Origin of the sequence: Enterococcus sp. HMSC061C05 (genome assembly GCF_001814765.1) — a bacterium.
GTDB lineage: Bacteria > Bacillota > Bacilli > Lactobacillales > Enterococcaceae > Enterococcus_B > Enterococcus_B lactis.
The window spans coordinates 72,554-89,713 of the sequence record NZ_KV817744.1; the positions used below are offsets into that span (position 1 = coordinate 72,554).

Below are 17,160 nucleotides of genomic sequence, written 5' to 3' on the forward strand. Positions count from 1 at the left end.
TGAAAACAACCAATAATTACTTGCTAATGCTATTGCATCTTTCCGACATAAACATTCACTAAAGCTTCTTGCACTTTGAATATCCCTTCAACGCCTAATCCTTTTACATCTAGATCTAACCTATCTTTCAAGAACTTAGCATTGTGCTCTGCTCTAATTGTTTGCTCAGCGATGAAATAATTTAGTGCCGCTACTTCATCCATCTTTAACCCCACCAAACTAATGATGTTCATGAATAAGTTAGCTAGTTCGTCCATATCTTTTTCTGCTCTTATCTTCTCAATCAACTTGATGTAATCATAGTTATCATTCATTTGATGTACCTCTCAATGTTTTGTTGAATATATTCGTCTTTCCAATAGCCATGGCCACAATATATCAGCTTGCATTTATCCACTTCGTTTGGTGTAGCTTCTCTTAGCATTTCGACAATAGAGTACTTCCCTTTGATTTGTACAGAACGCACAACACGCACTGAACAATCATCAATGGTTCGAGGATATTCATTAGTTAGCGATACATACCAGTAGTTTCTCATTTGGCTTTTCTCCTTCTGCGAAAAGAAATAACTTCATTGCTTTCCTTTCGTTTGTATGTATCGCTCTTTATTGGTCTTCTATACTTTCGTACTATCTCACCGTTACCATTTTGCACAGTGATTACTTCATGCTTCTGTTCTAAGTATTGTGGTCTATACATTGTTGTTAACCTCCTTTATGTAAAATAAAAAGACCACTCATAGAGTGATCTAATCTGTAAAAACTACACCTCATAAACGAAATGCAGTTATAGCTCTATCAAGCAACCTACACCGATTCCATCGATTACTATCGACATCGCCTTGCTCGTGTACTTTGAGCGCTCATTTCCAACCCTCAGTTGCTAAAATCGCTGGCAATGAATCGAACATTGCATGGATTACTCTCATTCATCCTTTATTGCGTCTTCTACTTCCGCCACAGCGACAAATTAATATTGTGAAAATAAATACTAAGCGTATAATTTTAGTTATCAGCGAGTGGTCCGCTGAAATAATGACATGGAGGTAATCCTAATGGACAGCTTTATCATAAGTTATGATTTAAATAATTCAGGCAAGAATTACGATGATTTAATCAAAAAAATCAAAACTTACTCGAAATGGGCTAAGATTAATGAATCTGTTTGGTTTTTTAAAAGTAATAAAAAATGCCCCGAAATTAGAGACGATCTAAAATCCGTAATGGATAAAGATGACAGCCTTTTTGTAGCAAAACTTACCGGTGCTGCCGCATGGCATAATACGATTTGTAGTAGCCAACATTTACAAGAACATCTGTAAAATTCACTCCTCGTTGCTTTTCTGCAACGGGGTTTTTGATATTTCAACCTGAATTATTCGATCATCCAACACTTTCAATACTTCATTTCGCATTTCATCTGTTGTTAAATCAACATATTTTTCTCCTTGAATTCCTTCGTCTATGATTAAAATAGCCATTTCTTTTCCCTCCAATACATAAATTAATAGACAGCAACGGATGATAGATAATAAGAACAATCAGGAGGAGTTGAAATTCACATCCTTATTCTTAATATTTCCGTTGCTGTCTATCGAAGCTTAATTGTGAAACAATAATAAAACGATGTTCCTTTTATTATTATTTTGTCTCAGACCTATCACTAATCTTTCGACACTACCATAATAACACGTTAAACTGCTCAAAAACCCTACACTATCCCTACAAAAACCCTACAAAATTAACGATATTGAACTAACACGCCTTTTTTGTATGCTTCTGCAAATTCGATCAACGCGATGGATTTCAACTTCTCTACATTCTTCTCACCATATCCTCGTATCAATTGCCCTATTTCATAATTAGAGTGCTTGTTTACGTCACAGAAACTGTAGTAGAGTATCTGACGACTAATCAGACTAAGAGCCATCAAAGCCGCTAAAATCGCGTCTCTCTCCGCTTCTATATCCATCATCTGAATAATCGCGTCCTCTGCCTTATTGCCATGCTTTGGTGCCTTCGGCATATCCGTAATAATCGGCGACTTAATATCTATCAAAGAGCGACCTGCCATCCGCTCCAAACGCCGAAAGTTCTTCAGCACATCTCTCGCATTACATCTTGTCTGTTTGAAATCTACCTCTCGTAACAATTGCATCAAGTCAAACCGCTCCTTTATGTGATATAATAAATGTGTTGGATTTATTGAATCAGTCGGAGCGATCCGGCTTTTTTATTTGTCATTGATTAGTTCCATATCCACCAATCGAGCCACTGCTAAATTCTCTTTGCTTTTCGCTGTCCACTTGTCACATTCCATCGTGTTTTCAATGCGAATGATTGCTGAGTGATTATAGACGTGTTCTACATATCCACGAAATGGATAGATGAACCCTTCTGCTTCGCAGCGAACCATGTCACCGACTTTGAATTTTGATTTCTTACGTGTTTTAGGGTTCTTTGTCGGCATATCTAGCATTAAACCGCCGATACCATGACTACTAGCGTAAAATCCGTCTTTTAGTTTCATTATGCTTCCTCCAATTTTATAGATAATGTTTTCGCAGATGGGGATTCTACTTTTCTTAACTGCGCTATATCTTTATTTGCTAATCTTTCATCAAAATACTTCTTTGCTCTCCTCTTGTTTTTTGTAAAAACTGGCTTGCTATCATTCCAGTGATGGAAATAAACTTTCTTAAACGAACCATCTTTGTAATCGAATAGATAAAATGCTATTTTGAACATTCATTCCGCTTCCTCCTGTTCTAACCACCATTGAGCGAATGCTGCTAGGATTTCGAATTCTTCTTTCATAGTAAAATCATCATAAAAACCAAAAATATTCGCTGGCATATCGTTTGCTGCATGCTTTAACACGTAAAAAGGAAACGGCCATTGTGATTTTGCGTAATATTCTTCTAGCCACTCAAACACGATTTTCTGGTTGTCGTTGAGTGCCGGATGCTCATCAATAGCTGCTACCTTGTCATATAATTTTTGTAAGTCTGGTGCATCGTCAACCATCGCAAAAGATATTTCTGACAATACTTTCTCTTTAAATTTGCTCATCCTTCTGCCTCCTCTTCCACTGGCACAGCGAACGGCCAGTATCTTTCATCAATTGCTTTGATTTGTTTTTCAGTTAATTCATAACTTTCAGTAGCGCACTCTGATATTTCATCTTCTGAAACCAATATGGTGACGTCTGAAAAATTGGACATTTTTGCAAGATATCTATTATTTATTATCACTCTATACAACGGCTCTTTCTCGACCTCGTAGCCGTATAACAAAGCTTCTATTGCTTTCTTTTTATTAGGATAATTGTCGCTGCATTTATCAACAAGCCAGTACAACAGCTCTTTGTTTTCTGATGATGATCCGTTCTCGCTAAGTTCAAAATCAACACCATATCCCCAACCTGCACGTGCAACAAGTGAAATAGCATAAAACTCGTCATGTTTTGCTATAACTCGTTTTGCCCAATCATCAAAAAACTTCGGCATCACATGCTTTGGATGTTCATCTAACTCTTTAACGATATATCGTATATTCTTACAGCTAGCAATATACCCCTTCCAATAAGCCGTGTTTGCTTCAGTACCTGTTTTTTGGTGTGCGTGGCGTTCGTTTTCTTCTATTTCTTTATCAATCCATTTTAATGCCCACAATTTGTTTTTTTGCTCCTGTTTATTCATCGCTGTTCCTCCAATAAATCTGGATTTTCGGTAGTAGTCATAAATCGATCTCTCTTCAAAAGTTCTGGTGAATTATAAATATTCCCCGCTACCGTCAATTGTTTTCTATTACTATATAATTCTGTTTCGTAGATGTGTTCACCGCGAATTCTGTAGGCTCCGTTTTCTGCTCTAAAAACTTCTACGTAACTGTGCCAATAAGTATCAGCATAATTCGTTGATTTATGAGTGATAAGCGCTATATCCCCCTCAAAAATCTCCACACCATTCTTATCTTTCAATCCTGTGGATTGCATGAGTACATATTTATCTGGAGCCATTTCAGCATGAGTGATCAACCTTCCTGCTTTCCCATATTTCATTTCTTGTCCAATTGTTTTACCTTTAAATGGTGTGTACCACGCTCTAAACTTCGGTATCATTCGCTGTCCTCCAAATCACTCGACTTCACGAATACACCATCTACCATCTTCCCTGTACGTCCTTTGATTTCGTTGTACGCCATTTCTAAACACTCTTGTACGTTTGTCCCTTTTTGCATGGAAAGGATAATCAGCGTGACGATAACGTCTCCTACGCTATCTTTAAATAGCTCATCATTACTTCTTGCCATTGCTGAAGCGATTTCTCCGAATTCCTCAGCTACTTTCAAAAACTGTGCTTTTGGATCCGCATGATCCAATCCCTTATCTTTTGCCCACTGCTCTACTTTCGCGATTAGTTCGTTCATTATTTCTCCTCCTCAATCTCACATGCCTGTTCAAACTGTCTAGTGATGTTTTCTAACGCTTTTTTGTACTCGATAATACTTTTTATCGTTCTTTCTTCACTTAACACGTAATCGCGTTGTATTGCCTTTAAACACGATGAGACAGTTTGAAAGTATCCGATATCTGCTCGTGATTCTTCTTTTGTTTCTGTGTAGCGGATGTTTCCTTCCTCATCTCGTCTTACCTTCGATAAGACAATGTTTCTAGAATCACTGGTAATTCGATAATCTTCGATTTTCATGTCTAGCATTTTTTCTCCTCCACATACTTAAACTGTCGTCCTTTTGAATCAATCCACAAGCTCCTAGCTCTATCCCAAATAATGTTTTTGCTCAGACCAGTAATTTCAGATAACTGTTCAGCGGTACCTGTTACTAGAATTCTGTCACCATGCCAGATTGCAATTCTTCTCGGCGTTCTCCGTTTGGTTTTTTCAGTCCACATTGATTTACCGAGCTTTTGGACTTCTGCAACTATTTCTTTGTCTTCTTGCCAAGATTCTGACTTAGTTAATTCAGCAATTCTTTTCATTGCTACTTTCTTATCCACATTCATTCCTCCAATCTACGAATTTCCCTTCTTAAATTCTCAATGTGTAAATCGATTGCCTTTCTAGCCGTTTCATTGACCATCACTGCCTTTGTCCGCTCCAGATCGTCAATCTCACGCTGAATGCTTCGAATGCGCATTTGAATCACTTCTTCTGTTGTCATGATGGACCACCTCGTTAAAAACGCTCTTCCTTGAACGTATTCCGATATTTTTTAGCTAAAATCAACGGAACTTGATATTGATGACAAAACAACTTTGCCTTGATCTTAAAGTCTTTTGTCTGCATTCCTTTAACATCTACGACTTTGACAAGTTTGCCGTTTTTATAAAATGTGAAGTCGGGAATATACTCGATCTTGCGATACTTCTTTCCGTCTAGTTCAAATTTCGGCATCAGCTCAAATCTTTCCTGAAGTTTTACTTTCCAGCCGTTCGCTTCAGCTTGCCATAAGGCTAGATCGTAGTACTCTGCTTCTGCGATAGAATCGAACTTGATACCTCGATGAACAGTTTTCTTATTACGGTATTTATTCATGCGATACTACCTTTCACTGGTTTTATGCGCTTGTCTGCTGTTTGTTGGAATTTCAGCGCATAACCTTCTGAATTCTTAAATATCCTAGAAACAATTCTTTCGCCGTAGGCTTCTCTTAGTTCAGGACCAGATAAGTTTGTTGTGATGATCGTTGCCTTGTTCTGTCTGGCTTCTAAGAGCGTGTTTAACGTGTTGTTTGTAAACTGCCTACTATTTGATACCCCGCTACCTAATTCAGCTCCAATATCGTCAAAAACCACCAAATCAGTTGTTTTAATATCGGCTATAAGTGATCCTTCAATTTCTTTTCTCAGTTCAGCATTGTTATAAGAAAACTTTATTTGCTCTAATAACTCTTGATAGCTTATAAAAAGTATTTTCTTGTCATAATTTGAGCGCTCAAGTATTTCCCAAGCTGTCGCCATTGACAAGTGGCTTTTTCCGCTTCCTGATTTCCCTGATAGAATGAAATGTGCAGGATGGTTCAGTAGGACATCATTTACATAGCTTTTAGCTCTTTCTAAAGCAATTTTCGTTTCTTGGTCCACTACGTGATAATTCTCCATTTTGCATTTAAACAAAGTTTTATCTGTTAATACCGAACCATTTTGAAAAAAACTCAATGCTCGTGCTTTTAAGCTGTCGTTATATATCCGTTCGGTCTGTATATCCTCTTTCACACGTAACGCTTTATAACCACAACTCATGCATGTTGGTTTACAACGTTCTGAACCATCCTTATTTTTAGCTCGCCAACTATACAAAGGTTCGCTACATTCTGGACATTTTCCGCTTTGCACTAATACTCTTCTTATTAGCTTCTCCATAGCATTTGCTAGGCTTTCCATGTGATGCATCTCCTTTTAAATTGGCAAGTCGTCATATTCACTAGGATTGCTGTACTGTAGTTTTTGACTTTGCTTTTTATGATTCTTCTTGTCTGCTTTGATTTCGAATTTGAGCTTCTCAAATTTTTCTCTCAATTTCTTAGCACTTCTAATATTTCCAAACCAAAATTCATTTGTAGGTAGCCAATTGATCACATACTCAATCGCTTCTATAGATGCTTTATCTCTTTCTTCCATCAACCTGATTGTGTCTGCCCATTTTTCGATATCTACTTTATTCATTTCTTTTGGAAAATCTTCAGTTAAATTACTTTGCAACTTTTTAGCAAGGCGTAAGTGTTCGTTAGAATACTTACCTTTCTTTTCTTCTTTATCTATATCTTTATCTTCTTCTATATCTTTATCTGTACCGTCACGTGACGTCACGATAACGTCATTTTCCAATTTGAGACGTTCCTGTCTCTTTCTTTCTCTGTATTTACGGTTTCTTTCAGCATTTTTTAGCCTTACTTTATCCATCCCCTCGATATTTTGATGTTTTTCCCAATTACTGATGGCAATTAGTCCATCACTGCCTAGATCAATCATGTTGAAATTTGCCAATGTGGTTAGCGCTAGGCGAACCGTATTTACGTTTTTGCCGAACAATGTAGCAAGCATTTCTTCGGTATAAGGCATGTTCCTCTGGATGTATATTAGACCATCGTCGTTAGTCTTTCCTGCTAAAACTAGTAATCGAATCCATATAACGATGATGGCATCCGACTCAGGAACAGCTTGAATTAATCGTATTTTTTCATCGTCAAACATAGTAGTTTTAAGTTTGATCCAACTTATCTCAGCCAAATTTATCCTCCTATCCTTAACTTTTTAATCGTTTCATGACTTAACTTGATTCCTTTGATTTGATACTTATTTTTGAAATTGGTCACACCTATTTTGTGTTTCTCTGTGTGATGGATTCTGCAGAGTGCTGCAAATGTGTACTCTGAATGATCAACTTCTTTGCGCTTTCGTCTTCCTAGCGCTTTGTCAAAGTGATCGATGTCAGCTCCTGTTTTGCCACAGATGCAGCAGACTCTTTTTGTGATGCATTTGTAGAAGTAATATTCTTGATTCGCTGGTAAAATCTCATAGCCTTCTTTGAAAGGAACATGATGTTCAAAGATGAAATCTAAGATGATATTCGCTAAGACGTTAGCATCACTCACGGTTGTATTCGATTCGTCTTTGAGGCTTATTTTGCGCCCTGTGACGCCTTCAAAACGGAAGTAGAAGAATTCCTTCCAGAACTCTGCAGGCATGCCTGTATCGATGAAAATATCGCCTATGAGTGCATAGATGAAGTTTCGTTGCTGTACTGTAAAGCGTCTAGGATCAATAAAGCGTATTTCAATGACTCGATCGCCATCATATCCGTCGTACATTGTTTTTAGTCGATCAATGTTTACTTCTTCATTGATGGTTGCGCCTATGTCTTTCCCTTTGAACTTTTTCAGAACTGCTGAATATGAATCGATTAATGGTTTAAACACTCATATCACTTCTTATCCAATTCTTTTCTCTTAGCTGCTATTGCTCGCTCCATCAAGGCGCATTGCTCATAGCTTAACTGTTCAATAGTTTCAACGTTATCAGCTAAGAGCCCTAATTTATCTGTCTGCTCATTAACATATTCAATTAAGGTTTTGGTCATATCTTTACCCATCTGCTCATTGAAAGCTTCTAGAATCGTCTCTAGCATGCTTAATTTCTTTGTATCGATTCTAGGTGGTGCTAGGTGGTGTTGGAATATCTTCCCCTTGAAATACATATAATCCCAGTCCGTGTAGAGCCAATGCTTTCACAAAGCATCGCTTCAATGAGTTATTGATTTGCATAGCATTTGGTTTAACAACTGGTTGGTTTCGATAATCTAAAACAGGAAATAACTCTGTTTCCGTATGTCCTTTAACCGTTACTGAGACAGATACATAAGTCCCTGTTTCATCCATAAGAAAAGGTTTATATTCCTCAACAAGAAAGTCTTGATGAGTTCCAGAAACAACCCTGTAGTGTTTATACTCATTAATAGTTACCGTTGCCTGTGGATCATTCTTTTTCATAATCTCCCACGCGTGAGCCCAAGATAAATAATCAAAATTTCCTTTTTTCTTGAGAATTTTATTTAACTTACGACTAAAAAGTTTTTCAAAGTTCGTTGTCCCTTTGATTTCACTCATCAAATTCTGCCTCCATTTCAGCAATGTATTTCTTACCTGATCCGTAATAAGAGATATCAATCAAGTTATCTCTGTCGTACTCTTCTAGCGCATCAATCAAGCCATCTTCGATGACATAGATGTATTCAGGTTTATTTGAATGTTTTGATAGATGTATAAGGTAAACATGATCCCAAATACTCACAAAATTTCCCAAGTCATCTTGATCACATGGTAGTTCTTCGTTCGTCAAAAGATTTCGTCTGATTTTTCGATTATTTGTTTCCTTGATATTCGACTTGCCCCATTCAGAATCAGTCAAATATTGATCTAAAGTGGAAAGTTCTTTATTCATATGCTAAAATTCTCCTTAGATATGTTTTGTTTTGTGACTCTATGCTTGCCGGCTGAGTCACTTTTTTATTTGTTGCCAAGCTTTTTGCTTATCAATATGTTGTTGGCTTAGGATGTTTGGTTTATTGTGTCTCCACCAGCGATTAGCAATTACCGTCCCTATTCTTAGCGCTTCAGCTCTATTCATTTTCATCACCGAAAAGTCTTTGTTGTCTGTTCAGTTGATCGATTTCCATGCGGATCGCAGTTTCTGGTAACCACATTTCAATAAATGAAACAGCATCATCGAATCTCTTACGAGGTAACTCGCCATATCTTGGGATTGAAAAGGTACGTTTAAATTCAGACCAAAATTTTGAGAATACTTTTTTACTGATTTCTTCATAAGCTCGGCTTTCTTTGCCTCCTAGAACTTCCATAACTTTCATATTTCCTTTTTGCTTAATTTCAAACTCTTGTTGTCCGCTAATTCGCATAGTATCTTTAAGCATGGAAACATCTTTTTTAACATCTTTCATTTCTTCTAGTTGGTAGATCATCATGTCTTCAATTGTTTGAGGAACAGTATTCTTGCGAATAACATCTTCCATTTCGTTGAATGCTTCAATGTATTTTTGTTTGAAGTAAATAGCTTTCTTTCCTGTAAATCCCATAGCTAACAAGAAAAATCCATCTCTGCTAATGAAGAAAACTCGTCGATTTCTTCCGTAGGAATCTGGCTCATTACCTTCAGAAAACATCTGTCCAAAATTGGACACATCTTTTTTCAGTGCATCAATATCTCTTAAAACATGTTGATGCTTTTTCTCAAAACTTTCTGCAACTTGCAAACTCGTAGTCACAGCTTCTTTATTTTTCAAAATTACTAATTCTTGCATTCTTATTTCTCTCCTTTTGATATAATTTTTTTATCGGCAAGTGGTCTGTCGAAATATAAAAAGGTGGTGACAATATTTGGAAATTTTAGATTTGCTTACAAACGACGCAAAATATTTGTTAGCTTCAATGTATAAAGCTTACGTTGAGAAAAGAAAGGCTGGTTCTTTGAAAAAAGATGCTTCTCACTTCGGATCTGTAGATAATTTGCATCATGATCTCATGTCTGAATGGCCAGTCGAAGATGTACTATCAACATGTTACGAATTAAAAAAACATGGATTAATATCAGGAACTCTTGCAAGTGGAACGTTTTTTAGAATTTTTATTACAACTGAAGCAATCGCTATAATGGAATCTCGTTTCAAAGATAGGGTTGATTCAATACTGGATTATGCTAGTAAAATAAAAGGTTTAATTCCCTTCTTTTAAACCAAAAGGATCTTTAGTCAGATTGTCAATTTTACCTTCTAACTCTAAAAATGTTTGTTGATTTTTTATCCGTAACTCACGATTAGCTTTAGTGTCTTCGAGCAAAGCACTAAGGCTATTTGCAATGTTTTCTAATGCCGTCGGAATCCGTTCTTCTGTAGTCATATTTTCTGCTCCTCCGCTAATTATCAAAAAAATTTAAGTTAAAGCTAAAAGACTCATTTTAATTGAAAAATTTTTCTTTAATAATCAAATACAAATTAATTATTATTGATCCAATCCCACAAAACATAGTTAACAGAAATATAATATCGTCCTTACTCATTAGTCAGTTCCTCCCGACTGGCTTTTTTGTTTTGTACTCAGCTTCATCAAGCCCCATAAAAATCCAGACCATGTAAACGATTGTCCCTATCAACGCTTGTTTGCTTCCCCAAAGTCCTAAAGCGTAGATGATTAGCGGTGCGCTGAATACTAATGCTCTGTTGAATTTACCCATTAACCTTCGCCTCTCAAAATGTTCTGTTTTTTATAAATCAACTAAATGCTTCTCGATAAATTCTTTAGGTGTTACCTTTCTTGTGCGTAACCTGTTATAGGATTTGAAAGACAAAAATTTATCGTATAATTCTGTATTGATCCAAACTTCTTGTCCTGTGACCCGTTCATACGCCGCTGAGAAAATTGCTGTATTTTTTAGTTCCGACATTCGACGTTGATAAGTAGATGGAGAATAATTGTATTTTTTTACAAAATCTTGTTTTTTTAGTTTTGTCATCGCCTACCCCCCCTATCGGATGTCCAATATTTTTTTCACTGTTTCGATATGCTGTTGTGCTTTCTTTCCATCACGATTGCCGTTTAGAATATCTGATAAATAAGCTCCTGAAATACCGATAAGCGCAGCTAGTTCTTTGAAAGTCATTCTTCTTTTTCTCATCTCCGCTCGAATTTTTAAGTCTAAATTCTCAGACATAAAAATAGCTCCTTTCTAAAAAAAATAATCTGTAAGCTAAAAAATTAGCTAATATTCGTTGACAATAACTAATATTTTTATTAGTATATAGACATAGCTAAATAAGACACAGAAATGCCTAGTAATTTACATTTCAGAGTTTGCCGACCGTGAAGTGTTTATTAGTTATCAAGTCTTTTTAGCTAATATTTTAGCTTACGAAAACAGTATACTAACACTTTTATTAGTTGTCAACACCTTTAACTAATTTTTTTATTAGTGTTTTCGTAGCTTGTGAGGTGCGAAAATGAATTTACTAGATAGAATAAAGGAATTAGCTCATAAAAGAGGCATAAGTATAACTCAATTGGAAGAAGAATTAAATATACCTAAAAACACGATTTATCAATGGAAAAATAGAACTCCTAGTACTAAAAGACTACAACTTGTAGCAGATTATTTTAATGTAACTACTGATTATTTACTCGGTAGAAACCAAGTTCCTGACTGGGCAACAAAAGATGAAGTAGTTGAACTTGATAAATTACTAGATTCAAATGTCAATATGTCTTATGGCGGAGAAACACTGACGCCTGAACAGGTCCAACGCGTAAAAGATATCCTTATTGGAACCTTCTGGGATATTGTGAAAGAAGACAAAGAAAAAGGCAAAAAGATGTGAGCTTATGGAGATCGATACGATTAATTTAGTCGAGGAGTTGAAGCGGAAATACCAGTCCGCTAATCCTTTTTATATTTGTGAAAAGATGGGCATTAAAATTCAATACGTTCCTTTTATCGAAAATCCCAAAGGACAGTTTCAAGAAATTAGAGGTCGTGCAATAATCTTCTTAAATGATGAACTGCGAGACTGTGAGGAAAGATTCTACATTTGCGCTCACGAATTAGGTCACGCTATTTTTCATCGCGGCTTATCCAGTTACTATGTATCAACAAGAACATCTAGAAGCAAATCTGAAAGCGAAGCTAATTGCTTTGCTGCTAATCTCATTGTTTCTCTTTATAAAGAAGATAATGATCAATATCCTAAAAAAATCGATGAATTAAAGAATCTTTACGGACTTCCAGAAAGCGCTTATCGTTTTCTTATATAAAAAAGCCCGTGTTAGCACACATATTACAACGAGAAAGAGGAATTATAAAATGAAAAAAGTTAGCGTTATGTTGTTGTTAAGTACTGCTCTGCTACTTTCAGCTTGTTCAAATAATAAAAAAGCTGAATCAACAGATACCACTTCTAACCAAGAAACAAAAATAAGTAAAACAAAAGAAACAACTGAAACCAGTTCATCTACTAGCAAATCTACATCTAAAACATATTCTAGTTCAACAGTTACAAGCTCCAACCAAGTTACGGCGGAACCTAGCCCAACAGTTATAAGCTCCAGTCAGAGTACAATCCAAACCGCACCTCAAGAAGAAACATATGAACAGATGAAACAACGCACTTTACAGTCAACTCCAGCTGATCGTGCAAATTGGTCCAACAAAGAGTGGGAAGCTTTCGGCGTGGCCCTTTATGAAAATGGATTGACTACAGATGATGCTGGCAATATTATCAGTCAAGATCAGAAAGAACAACAAGCAGCATCTCAACAAAATCCAGAAGACCAACAAACAAGCGCTCAGCAAGACGCTGACACTTTATCACTTACTGATTTTGTTAACAAATACGGGATGTCGCCTGTTGCATGGAAAGTACAGAATGGAATGTCTGAAGAAGAAGCATTGCGTACAACACAGCAAAAAACTTCCGGTGAAGTTCAATTAGGATTTTCTAAATACGGAATACAATAATATATTTTTGTGTCCTACTATTTTGCCTATAATCTCTAAAAAAGTTATAAAGAAAAAAGCCCGTGCTGCAACACGGACTAAGATCTCGTTTCTAAGATCCTACATAAAAATAATATCATAGAAACGGAGAATAAAGAATGAAAAAAGTGATTTTAGGGTTAGTATTTGGTGCTTTTTTTCTTACCGGATGTAGCCAATCTAATGTTGTAGATAATACTGGCAAAACAAACGAAAAAGACTCTTCAGTTACGTTATCAGAAAGTACAACACAGTCTTCTAAAAATTCACAGGAGGTTGATGGCCCCCTCCTCAAAGTTGGTCAATGGACCAAAGAAAAAAGAGATACAAGTGGCAAAATTGAATTAATTGGAACGGCAAGCCCACAATCAGATATTCCTCTTGGTGATATCGGCATTTATATATCTAATATCAAACTACTCAAGTATTCCGATTATGCTGACCCTAGCGCTGCTGGTTACTACGATGCAAATAATCACAAAGATAGTGAAGGAAATTTTTATGGTTTACAAATTGCATTCAAAGTTAAAAACAATTCTGAAGTAGATTATGGTTATAATGGGCTTGCACACGCCATACTTGATAACGGCCAACAAATTGATTTCAGTTCAGACGATCTTATGCATACAATGACAACAAACTCGTTTTTCAAAAAAACTGAAAGTAAAGAATTTTATAGTTTAGCTTACTTAGATCCATCTAAAGTTAACGATATTACAAAAGTAACGATAAAAACCGGAGTGTTATATAATCCGTCTGATTATAGTACAGTTGCTGAAAGTGCTGAATCAACATTCAATATAAATCGTTAAAATACAAAAACACGCCCCCTCCCTCGCCAAAGTTTGTGGACGTGATGAAAAATAAACCTGCTATAATCGGCTTACTTATCCATTCCTATTATAGCAACAAATAGGAGATGAAAACAATGTGGATTGAAACCAAAACTGATAAAAACGGAAAAAAAGTATATAAATATAATGAACGATATATTGATCCAAAAACTAGAAAAAGAAAAAAAGTGAGTATTACTTATAAAAATAAATCTCGAGAAACTCAGAAAGTGGCATTACTAGAGTTAAATAAAAAAATTGATATAAAACTAAATGAAAAGACACTCCAGAAGCCTGATCTAACATTCCATGAGCTTGTCGAAGAATGGTTAGTTATTTACAAAAGACAAGTTAAGGAGTCTACATATTATCCTACGAATAATATCTTAAACACTATAAAGAAGAAGATACCAGAAACTTACATCGTTTCTGGTATTAATACAATAGATTTAAATAATATTTTTGAAGACATGATATATAAAGATGACTTGTCAAATAAGTACGTCAGTGTAATTAAATCCAAATTGAATCTTCTTTTTTCATACGCTATGAAAAAAGGCTATATAGAAAAAAATCCTATCAACGAAGTAGTTATTGATTATAAACGAGAGTCAAAAGCGATAAAAATTAAAGATAAGTTTTTAGAAGATGATGAATATAAAAGACTAGTAGCTTTCACAACTTCACACAATAAAAGATATTCTCTCCTTTTCCAGTGGCTATATTTGACTGGAATGAGACCTGGAGAAGCAATAGCATTAAGTAAAGATGATGTACACATTACCAATAATAATGCATCAGTAGTTATAAATGGGACGATGATGTATAGAGAACGTTCAATAGCTGATATGAAAAAATCTGATTCTACAAAAACTGCTGCTGGAATGCGAGAAATTGATTTACCAAAAAAAGCGATAGCTATTTACAATGAGCTTCTAGAATTAAATCCGAATGGTCAATTTCTATTTCAAACAACGAAAGGAACTCCTTTCCAACTAACAGCAATTAACACCTATTTGAGAAATCATAAAGCTGACATGAAGATTGATAAAAAACTTAGTTCACATATTTTTAGACATACCCATATTTCAAAATTAGCGGAACTAGGAACACCTCTGTATGCTATTCAGGATCGCGTTGGTCACGAAAATAGTGATATCACTGAAAAGATTTATTTGCATGTGACAAAAGGAGTAAAAGAAAAATTGAAAGAAGATATAGAAAAACTGTAACTTGTTGCCCCTTTTTTGCCCCTTTTTATTAATCAAAAATGTACCAAATAGAAATCGTTAATATAAAAAAACAGATAACAAAAAAAGAACCCTTGAATACCAAGGGTTCTTTCTCTGTCTGATAACAATGATTAACGACGGATTTCTTTGATACGAGCAGCTTTTCCGTGTAATGCACGTAGGTAGTACAATTTTGCACGACGTACTTTACCGTAGCGAACTACTTCGATTTTTGCAACACGTGGTGTGTGCAATGGGAATGTACGCTCAACGCCCACTCCGTTAGAAACTTTACGTACTGTATAAGTTTCGCTGATTCCAGCACCGCGGCGTTTAATAACAACACCTTCAAATAACTGGATACGTTCACGAGTACCTTCGACAACTTTTGCGTGAACACGCACAGTGTCACCAGGGCGGAACGCTGGGATGTCAGAACGTAATTGGTCTTTTGTTAATTCTTCGATTAATGGATTCATGGTTTTCTTCTCCTTATTCCAAATATTCTTATGAGCTTCTCTCACAGCGGAATATCGTAATAGTTAAGTGCTTGTGCACTCACCATAAAATACTAACATACTATCAATCTACTGTAAAGAAGATTTTAGAAAAAGTTACTTGGCTACATCTGATGGTTTTTCTTGCTCTTCTTTCTTGATTTCTTCTAAAAATTTCGTCATTTGAGGCGTCCATTCAAGTGTTTCCAAGAGATCAGGTCGGCGTTGATAGGTTCTTCTTAGCGACTCTTTTAATTGCCATTCTTCAATCAATTTATGATTTCCATTTGTCAATACTTCTGGTACTTTCATCCCTTTATATTCTGCTGGACGAGTATATTGGGGATGTTCTAATAGACCAGTTGAATAAGAATCGGTTTGGGCAGAAGTCTGATTGCCTAACACATCTGGCAACAGCCGAACTGTTGCATCGATCATGACCATCGCACCTAATTCTCCCCCAGTAAGAACATAATCCCCTAAGGAAACTTCATCTGTCACTAATGTGCGGATACGTTCATCATACCCCTCGTAGTGACCACAAATGAATACTAGGTGTTCTTCTTGTGAAAATTCTTCTGCCATTTTCTGATCGAATCGTTTACCAGCTGGATCAAGAAGGATGACTCGTTTCTTGACATCAGGTGCAGCTTGTTCAATTGCTTGGATATTATCATAGATTGGCTGGACTTTAAGCAACATACCTGCTCCTCCGCCATATGGATAGTCGTCTACTGTCTGATGTTTATTATCTGAATAGTCTCGGAAGTTAGAGATATTGATGTCTAATAAACCTTTATCTACAGCCTTGCCGATGATGGATTCACCCATAGGACCTTCAAACATTCGTGGAAATAAAGTCAATACATCAATCTTCATCGTCAATCAGTCCTTCTGGGATTTCTACACGGATCACTCCAGCTTCTAAATCAACTTCTTTGACGACAGAAGCGATATATGGAAGCAAGATATCAGCCTTTTTCGGACGTTGAACGACCCAAACATCATTAGCGCCTGGTGACAAGATTTCTTTTACTTTACCTAGTTCCGTTCCATCTTCTTCCACCACACGCAAACCGATGATCTCGTGGTAATAGAATTCATTTTCATCTAGATCTACAGAGTTGTCTTTTGACACTTTCAATATGCCATCCCGATATTTTTCCACATCGTTGATGGAAGGATGACCTTCAAAACTCAATAAGTCAAAATTTTTATGTTTACGATGACTTTTGACCGTTAATTCAATAGGTGCTTTTCCATCTTGGAATAATGTCAGCACCGTCCCTTTTTTGTAACGTTCTTCTGGGAAATCCGTTGTTGAGATCACACGGACTTCACCTTTGATACCTTGTGTGTTTACGATTTTTCCTACATTCAAGTATTCAGTCAACTTATATCCCCATTTCTTTTTTGTCTGTTTTATTTTAGCATGTGCGGAGAGGCAATTCTAGTTTTCTTTTAGGGTATTAAGCCAAATTTATGCAAAACTGTGGCTTGCTGTTTTTGATGACTTCTTATTTCTTGAAGCTCAGCACT

34 protein-coding genes and 1 pseudogene are annotated in these 17,160 nt (G+C 36.1%); 7 read left to right on the plus strand and 28 right to left on the minus strand.

The features are described from left to right. Positions 1–29 precede the first annotated feature (29 nt). Genes HMPREF2988_RS07405 through HMPREF2988_RS13780 form a run of 3 tightly spaced genes read right to left on the minus strand, consistent with a single transcriptional unit; the run spans position 30 to position 699 of the window. Positions 30–314, minus strand: coding sequence for a hypothetical protein (locus HMPREF2988_RS07405; RefSeq protein ID WP_070770325.1), 285 nt, complete (start codon positions 312–314; stop codon positions 30–32). After that, a complete protein-coding gene (locus HMPREF2988_RS07410) occupies positions 311–538 on the minus strand; it encodes a hypothetical protein (protein ID WP_070770326.1) in 228 nt (75 codons plus the stop codon). The genes HMPREF2988_RS07405 and HMPREF2988_RS07410 overlap by 4 nt, the downstream gene beginning before the upstream one ends. Next, positions 535–699, minus strand: a complete 165-nt coding sequence (locus tag HMPREF2988_RS13780) for a hypothetical protein (RefSeq protein WP_180363523.1) — start codon at positions 697–699, stop codon at positions 535–537. The genes HMPREF2988_RS07410 and HMPREF2988_RS13780 overlap by 4 nt, the downstream gene beginning before the upstream one ends. Before the next feature lie 355 nt (positions 700–1,054). On the opposite strand from HMPREF2988_RS13780, the gene HMPREF2988_RS07415 reads away from it, so the two are divergent. Next, positions 1,055–1,321, plus strand: a complete 267-nt coding sequence (locus HMPREF2988_RS07415; RefSeq protein WP_002339939.1) for a hypothetical protein — start codon at positions 1,055–1,057, stop codon at positions 1,319–1,321. Positions 1,322–1,324: 3 nt separating this feature from the next. Here HMPREF2988_RS07415 and HMPREF2988_RS13675 read toward each other — a convergent pair whose 3' ends face one another. The 18 genes and pseudogenes from HMPREF2988_RS13675 to HMPREF2988_RS07500 form a co-directional block, all read right to left on the minus strand. Further along, positions 1,325–1,480, minus strand: a complete 156-nt coding sequence (locus HMPREF2988_RS13675) for a hypothetical protein (RefSeq protein WP_002339938.1) — start codon at positions 1,478–1,480, stop codon at positions 1,325–1,327. Positions 1,481–1,740: 260 nt separating this feature from the next. After that, positions 1,741–2,157: an ArpU family phage packaging/lysis transcriptional regulator gene (locus HMPREF2988_RS07420; protein WP_002318885.1), complete on the minus strand. Its 417-nt coding sequence runs from the start codon at positions 2,155–2,157 to the stop codon at positions 1,741–1,743. A gap of 75 nt (positions 2,158–2,232) precedes the next feature. After that, complete coding sequence (locus HMPREF2988_RS07425) at positions 2,233–2,529, minus strand: hypothetical protein (RefSeq protein WP_070770327.1); 297 nt, start codon at positions 2,527–2,529, stop codon at positions 2,233–2,235. Beyond that, positions 2,529–2,747, minus strand: coding sequence for a hypothetical protein (locus tag HMPREF2988_RS07430; RefSeq protein WP_070770328.1), 219 nt, complete (start codon positions 2,745–2,747; stop codon positions 2,529–2,531). Before HMPREF2988_RS07430 ends, HMPREF2988_RS07425 begins: the two co-directional genes overlap by 1 nt. Next, positions 2,748–3,071, minus strand: a complete 324-nt coding sequence (locus HMPREF2988_RS07435; RefSeq protein ID WP_180363524.1) for a hypothetical protein — start codon at positions 3,069–3,071, stop codon at positions 2,748–2,750. Further along, entirely contained in the window at positions 3,068–3,700 is a 633-nt protein-coding gene (locus HMPREF2988_RS07440; RefSeq protein ID WP_002391686.1) for a DUF1642 domain-containing protein, read from the minus strand. The genes HMPREF2988_RS07435 and HMPREF2988_RS07440 overlap by 4 nt, the downstream gene beginning before the upstream one ends. Beyond that, entirely contained in the window at positions 3,697–4,122 is a 426-nt protein-coding gene (locus HMPREF2988_RS07445) for a YopX family protein (protein ID WP_070770329.1), read from the minus strand. The genes HMPREF2988_RS07440 and HMPREF2988_RS07445 overlap by 4 nt, the downstream gene beginning before the upstream one ends. Then, entirely contained in the window at positions 4,119–4,430 is a 312-nt protein-coding gene (locus HMPREF2988_RS07450; protein ID WP_070770330.1) for a MazG-like family protein, read from the minus strand. Before HMPREF2988_RS07450 ends, HMPREF2988_RS07445 begins: the two co-directional genes overlap by 4 nt. Next, positions 4,430–4,720 carry a hypothetical protein gene (locus HMPREF2988_RS07455; RefSeq protein ID WP_002326231.1) on the minus strand — a complete coding sequence of 97 codons (291 nt, stop codon included), beginning with the start codon at positions 4,718–4,720 and terminating at the stop codon, positions 4,430–4,432. The genes HMPREF2988_RS07450 and HMPREF2988_RS07455 overlap by 1 nt, the downstream gene beginning before the upstream one ends. Beyond that, entirely contained in the window at positions 4,714–5,025 is a 312-nt protein-coding gene (locus HMPREF2988_RS07460; protein WP_083314617.1) for a hypothetical protein, read from the minus strand. Before HMPREF2988_RS07460 ends, HMPREF2988_RS07455 begins: the two co-directional genes overlap by 7 nt. Further along, entirely contained in the window at positions 5,022–5,183 is a 162-nt protein-coding gene (locus HMPREF2988_RS07465) for a hypothetical protein (protein ID WP_002301517.1), read from the minus strand. The genes HMPREF2988_RS07460 and HMPREF2988_RS07465 overlap by 4 nt, the downstream gene beginning before the upstream one ends. 14 nt (positions 5,184–5,197) lie before the next feature. After that, positions 5,198–5,557: a DUF1064 domain-containing protein gene (locus HMPREF2988_RS07470; protein ID WP_002321420.1), complete on the minus strand. Its 360-nt coding sequence runs from the start codon at positions 5,555–5,557 to the stop codon at positions 5,198–5,200. Continuing rightward, positions 5,554–6,405: an ATP-binding protein gene (locus HMPREF2988_RS07475; protein WP_002323158.1), complete on the minus strand. Its 852-nt coding sequence runs from the start codon at positions 6,403–6,405 to the stop codon at positions 5,554–5,556. The genes HMPREF2988_RS07470 and HMPREF2988_RS07475 overlap by 4 nt, the downstream gene beginning before the upstream one ends. A 15-nt stretch (positions 6,406–6,420) precedes the next feature. Next, positions 6,421–7,251 (minus strand): phage replisome organizer N-terminal domain-containing protein, encoded by an 831-nt coding sequence (locus HMPREF2988_RS07480; protein WP_070770332.1) that lies wholly within the window; start codon positions 7,249–7,251, stop codon positions 6,421–6,423. A gap of 2 nt (positions 7,252–7,253) precedes the next feature. Further along, on the minus strand, positions 7,254–7,940 hold the full coding sequence (locus HMPREF2988_RS07485; protein ID WP_070770333.1) for a putative HNHc nuclease: 687 nt from the start codon (positions 7,938–7,940) through the stop codon (positions 7,254–7,256). Between the two features lie 5 nt (positions 7,941–7,945). Then, positions 7,946–8,627, minus strand: a pseudogene (locus HMPREF2988_RS07490) (DUF1071 domain-containing protein). After that, a complete protein-coding gene (locus tag HMPREF2988_RS07495) occupies positions 8,620–8,961 on the minus strand; it encodes a hypothetical protein (RefSeq protein WP_070770334.1) in 342 nt (113 codons plus the stop codon). Before HMPREF2988_RS07495 ends, HMPREF2988_RS07490 begins: the two are co-directional and overlap by 8 nt. Positions 8,962–9,139: 178 nt before the next feature. Beyond that, complete coding sequence (locus HMPREF2988_RS07500) at positions 9,140–9,838, minus strand: Rha family transcriptional regulator (RefSeq protein ID WP_047927437.1); 699 nt, start codon at positions 9,836–9,838, stop codon at positions 9,140–9,142. Between the two features lie 76 nt (positions 9,839–9,914). On the opposite strand from HMPREF2988_RS07500, the gene HMPREF2988_RS07505 reads away from it, so the two are divergent. Next, positions 9,915–10,268 carry a hypothetical protein gene (locus HMPREF2988_RS07505; protein ID WP_010752312.1) on the plus strand — a complete coding sequence of 118 codons (354 nt, stop codon included), beginning with the start codon at positions 9,915–9,917 and terminating at the stop codon, positions 10,266–10,268. Here HMPREF2988_RS07505 and HMPREF2988_RS07510 read toward each other — a convergent pair. The 4 genes from HMPREF2988_RS07510 to HMPREF2988_RS07520 form a co-directional block, all read right to left on the minus strand. Next, positions 10,251–10,433, minus strand: a complete 183-nt coding sequence (locus HMPREF2988_RS07510) for a hypothetical protein (protein WP_070770335.1) — start codon at positions 10,431–10,433, stop codon at positions 10,251–10,253. The two genes, HMPREF2988_RS07505 and HMPREF2988_RS07510, sit on opposite strands and share 18 nt — an antisense overlap. Before the next feature lie 163 nt (positions 10,434–10,596). After that, positions 10,597–10,767 (minus strand): hypothetical protein, encoded by a 171-nt coding sequence (locus HMPREF2988_RS13785; RefSeq protein ID WP_180363525.1) that lies wholly within the window; start codon positions 10,765–10,767, stop codon positions 10,597–10,599. 30 nt (positions 10,768–10,797) lie between these two features. Beyond that, positions 10,798–11,046 carry a hypothetical protein gene (locus tag HMPREF2988_RS07515; RefSeq protein WP_002325021.1) on the minus strand — a complete coding sequence of 83 codons (249 nt, stop codon included), beginning with the start codon at positions 11,044–11,046 and terminating at the stop codon, positions 10,798–10,800. Between the two features lie 12 nt (positions 11,047–11,058). Then, complete coding sequence (locus tag HMPREF2988_RS07520) at positions 11,059–11,244, minus strand: helix-turn-helix domain-containing protein (protein ID WP_002315391.1); 186 nt, start codon at positions 11,242–11,244, stop codon at positions 11,059–11,061. A gap of 286 nt (positions 11,245–11,530) precedes the next feature. Here HMPREF2988_RS07520 and HMPREF2988_RS07525 point away from each other — a divergent pair, with 286 nt between their 5' ends. The 5 genes from HMPREF2988_RS07525 (at position 11,531) to HMPREF2988_RS07545 (ending at position 15,124) form a co-directional block, all read left to right on the plus strand. Beyond that, complete coding sequence (locus HMPREF2988_RS07525) at positions 11,531–11,905, plus strand: helix-turn-helix domain-containing protein (RefSeq protein WP_002337457.1); 375 nt, start codon at positions 11,531–11,533, stop codon at positions 11,903–11,905. Between the two features lie 4 nt (positions 11,906–11,909). After that, on the plus strand, positions 11,910–12,338 hold the full coding sequence (locus HMPREF2988_RS07530) for an ImmA/IrrE family metallo-endopeptidase (RefSeq protein WP_070770336.1): 429 nt from the start codon (positions 11,910–11,912) through the stop codon (positions 12,336–12,338). 49 nt (positions 12,339–12,387) lie between these two features. Beyond that, positions 12,388–13,041: a hypothetical protein gene (locus HMPREF2988_RS07535; protein WP_002342021.1), complete on the plus strand. Its 654-nt coding sequence runs from the start codon at positions 12,388–12,390 to the stop codon at positions 13,039–13,041. Positions 13,042–13,178: 137 nt separating this feature from the next. Next, positions 13,179–13,871, plus strand: a complete 693-nt coding sequence (locus HMPREF2988_RS07540; RefSeq protein WP_002340827.1) for a hypothetical protein — start codon at positions 13,179–13,181, stop codon at positions 13,869–13,871. Between the two features lie 116 nt (positions 13,872–13,987). Continuing rightward, positions 13,988–15,124, plus strand: coding sequence for a tyrosine-type recombinase/integrase (locus HMPREF2988_RS07545; protein WP_070770337.1), 1,137 nt, complete (start codon positions 13,988–13,990; stop codon positions 15,122–15,124). Positions 15,125–15,255: 131 nt separating this feature from the next. Here HMPREF2988_RS07545 and rplS read toward each other — a convergent pair whose 3' ends face one another. From rplS to rimM, 3 genes are all read right to left on the minus strand, one after another. After that, a complete protein-coding gene (gene rplS / locus HMPREF2988_RS07550; protein WP_002290284.1) occupies positions 15,256–15,603 on the minus strand; it encodes a 50S ribosomal protein L19 in 348 nt (115 codons plus the stop codon). A 135-nt stretch (positions 15,604–15,738) separates the two neighbouring features. After that, a complete protein-coding gene (trmD, locus tag HMPREF2988_RS07555; RefSeq protein ID WP_002335943.1) occupies positions 15,739–16,500 on the minus strand; it encodes a tRNA (guanosine(37)-N1)-methyltransferase TrmD in 762 nt (253 codons plus the stop codon). Beyond that, positions 16,490–17,014 carry a ribosome maturation factor RimM gene (rimM, locus tag HMPREF2988_RS07560; protein ID WP_002290281.1) on the minus strand — a complete coding sequence of 175 codons (525 nt, stop codon included), beginning with the start codon at positions 17,012–17,014 and terminating at the stop codon, positions 16,490–16,492. Before rimM ends, trmD begins: the two co-directional genes overlap by 11 nt. Positions 17,015–17,160 lie beyond the last annotated feature (146 nt).

Coding starts and splice junctions, on each gene's coding strand:
- HMPREF2988_RS07420 (WP_002318885.1), bottom strand. CDS start 2,157: ATGCAATTGTTACGAGAGGTAGATTTCAAACAGACAAGATGTAATGCG.
- HMPREF2988_RS07540 (WP_002340827.1), top strand. CDS start 13,179: ATGAAAAAAGTGATTTTAGGGTTAGTATTTGGTGCTTTTTTTCTTACC.
- HMPREF2988_RS13675 (WP_002339938.1), bottom strand. CDS start 1,480: ATGGCTATTTTAATCATAGACGAAGGAATTCAAGGAGAAAAATATGTT.
- HMPREF2988_RS07465 (WP_002301517.1), bottom strand. CDS start 5,183: ATGACAACAGAAGAAGTGATTCAAATGCGCATTCGAAGCATTCAGCGT.
- HMPREF2988_RS07425 (WP_070770327.1), bottom strand. CDS start 2,529: ATGAAACTAAAAGACGGATTTTACGCTAGTAGTCATGGTATCGGCGGT.
- HMPREF2988_RS13785 (WP_180363525.1), bottom strand. CDS start 10,767: ATGGGTAAATTCAACAGAGCATTAGTATTCAGCGCACCGCTAATCATC.
- HMPREF2988_RS07450 (WP_070770330.1), bottom strand. CDS start 4,430: ATGAACGAACTAATCGCGAAAGTAGAGCAGTGGGCAAAAGATAAGGGA.
- HMPREF2988_RS07510 (WP_070770335.1), bottom strand. CDS start 10,433: ATGACTACAGAAGAACGGATTCCGACGGCATTAGAAAACATTGCAAAT.
- HMPREF2988_RS07405 (WP_070770325.1), bottom strand. CDS start 314: ATGAATGATAACTATGATTACATCAAGTTGATTGAGAAGATAAGAGCA.
- HMPREF2988_RS07470 (WP_002321420.1), bottom strand. CDS start 5,557: ATGAATAAATACCGTAATAAGAAAACTGTTCATCGAGGTATCAAGTTC.
- HMPREF2988_RS07435 (WP_180363524.1), bottom strand. CDS start 3,071: ATGAGCAAATTTAAAGAGAAAGTATTGTCAGAAATATCTTTTGCGATG.
- HMPREF2988_RS07475 (WP_002323158.1), bottom strand. CDS start 6,405: ATGGAAAGCCTAGCAAATGCTATGGAGAAGCTAATAAGAAGAGTATTA.
- HMPREF2988_RS07530 (WP_070770336.1), top strand. CDS start 11,910: ATGGAGATCGATACGATTAATTTAGTCGAGGAGTTGAAGCGGAAATAC.
- HMPREF2988_RS07410 (WP_070770326.1), bottom strand. CDS start 538: ATGAGAAACTACTGGTATGTATCGCTAACTAATGAATATCCTCGAACC.
- rplS (WP_002290284.1), bottom strand. CDS start 15,603: ATGAATCCATTAATCGAAGAATTAACAAAAGACCAATTACGTTCTGAC.
- HMPREF2988_RS07445 (WP_070770329.1), bottom strand. CDS start 4,122: ATGATACCGAAGTTTAGAGCGTGGTACACACCATTTAAAGGTAAAACA.
- HMPREF2988_RS07415 (WP_002339939.1), top strand. CDS start 1,055: ATGGACAGCTTTATCATAAGTTATGATTTAAATAATTCAGGCAAGAAT.
- HMPREF2988_RS07525 (WP_002337457.1), top strand. CDS start 11,531: ATGAATTTACTAGATAGAATAAAGGAATTAGCTCATAAAAGAGGCATA.
- HMPREF2988_RS07535 (WP_002342021.1), top strand. CDS start 12,388: ATGAAAAAAGTTAGCGTTATGTTGTTGTTAAGTACTGCTCTGCTACTT.
- HMPREF2988_RS07515 (WP_002325021.1), bottom strand. CDS start 11,046: ATGACAAAACTAAAAAAACAAGATTTTGTAAAAAAATACAATTATTCT.
- HMPREF2988_RS07545 (WP_070770337.1), top strand. CDS start 13,988: ATGTGGATTGAAACCAAAACTGATAAAAACGGAAAAAAAGTATATAAA.
- HMPREF2988_RS07430 (WP_070770328.1), bottom strand. CDS start 2,747: ATGTTCAAAATAGCATTTTATCTATTCGATTACAAAGATGGTTCGTTT.
- HMPREF2988_RS07495 (WP_070770334.1), bottom strand. CDS start 8,961: ATGAATAAAGAACTTTCCACTTTAGATCAATATTTGACTGATTCTGAA.
- HMPREF2988_RS07460 (WP_083314617.1), bottom strand. CDS start 5,025: ATGAATGTGGATAAGAAAGTAGCAATGAAAAGAATTGCTGAATTAACT.
- HMPREF2988_RS07500 (WP_047927437.1), bottom strand. CDS start 9,838: ATGCAAGAATTAGTAATTTTGAAAAATAAAGAAGCTGTGACTACGAGT.
- HMPREF2988_RS13780 (WP_180363523.1), bottom strand. CDS start 699: ATGTATAGACCACAATACTTAGAACAGAAGCATGAAGTAATCACTGTG.
- HMPREF2988_RS07440 (WP_002391686.1), bottom strand. CDS start 3,700: ATGAATAAACAGGAGCAAAAAAACAAATTGTGGGCATTAAAATGGATT.
- HMPREF2988_RS07455 (WP_002326231.1), bottom strand. CDS start 4,720: ATGCTAGACATGAAAATCGAAGATTATCGAATTACCAGTGATTCTAGA.
- trmD (WP_002335943.1), bottom strand. CDS start 16,500: ATGAAGATTGATGTATTGACTTTATTTCCACGAATGTTTGAAGGTCCT.
- HMPREF2988_RS07520 (WP_002315391.1), bottom strand. CDS start 11,244: ATGTCTGAGAATTTAGACTTAAAAATTCGAGCGGAGATGAGAAAAAGA.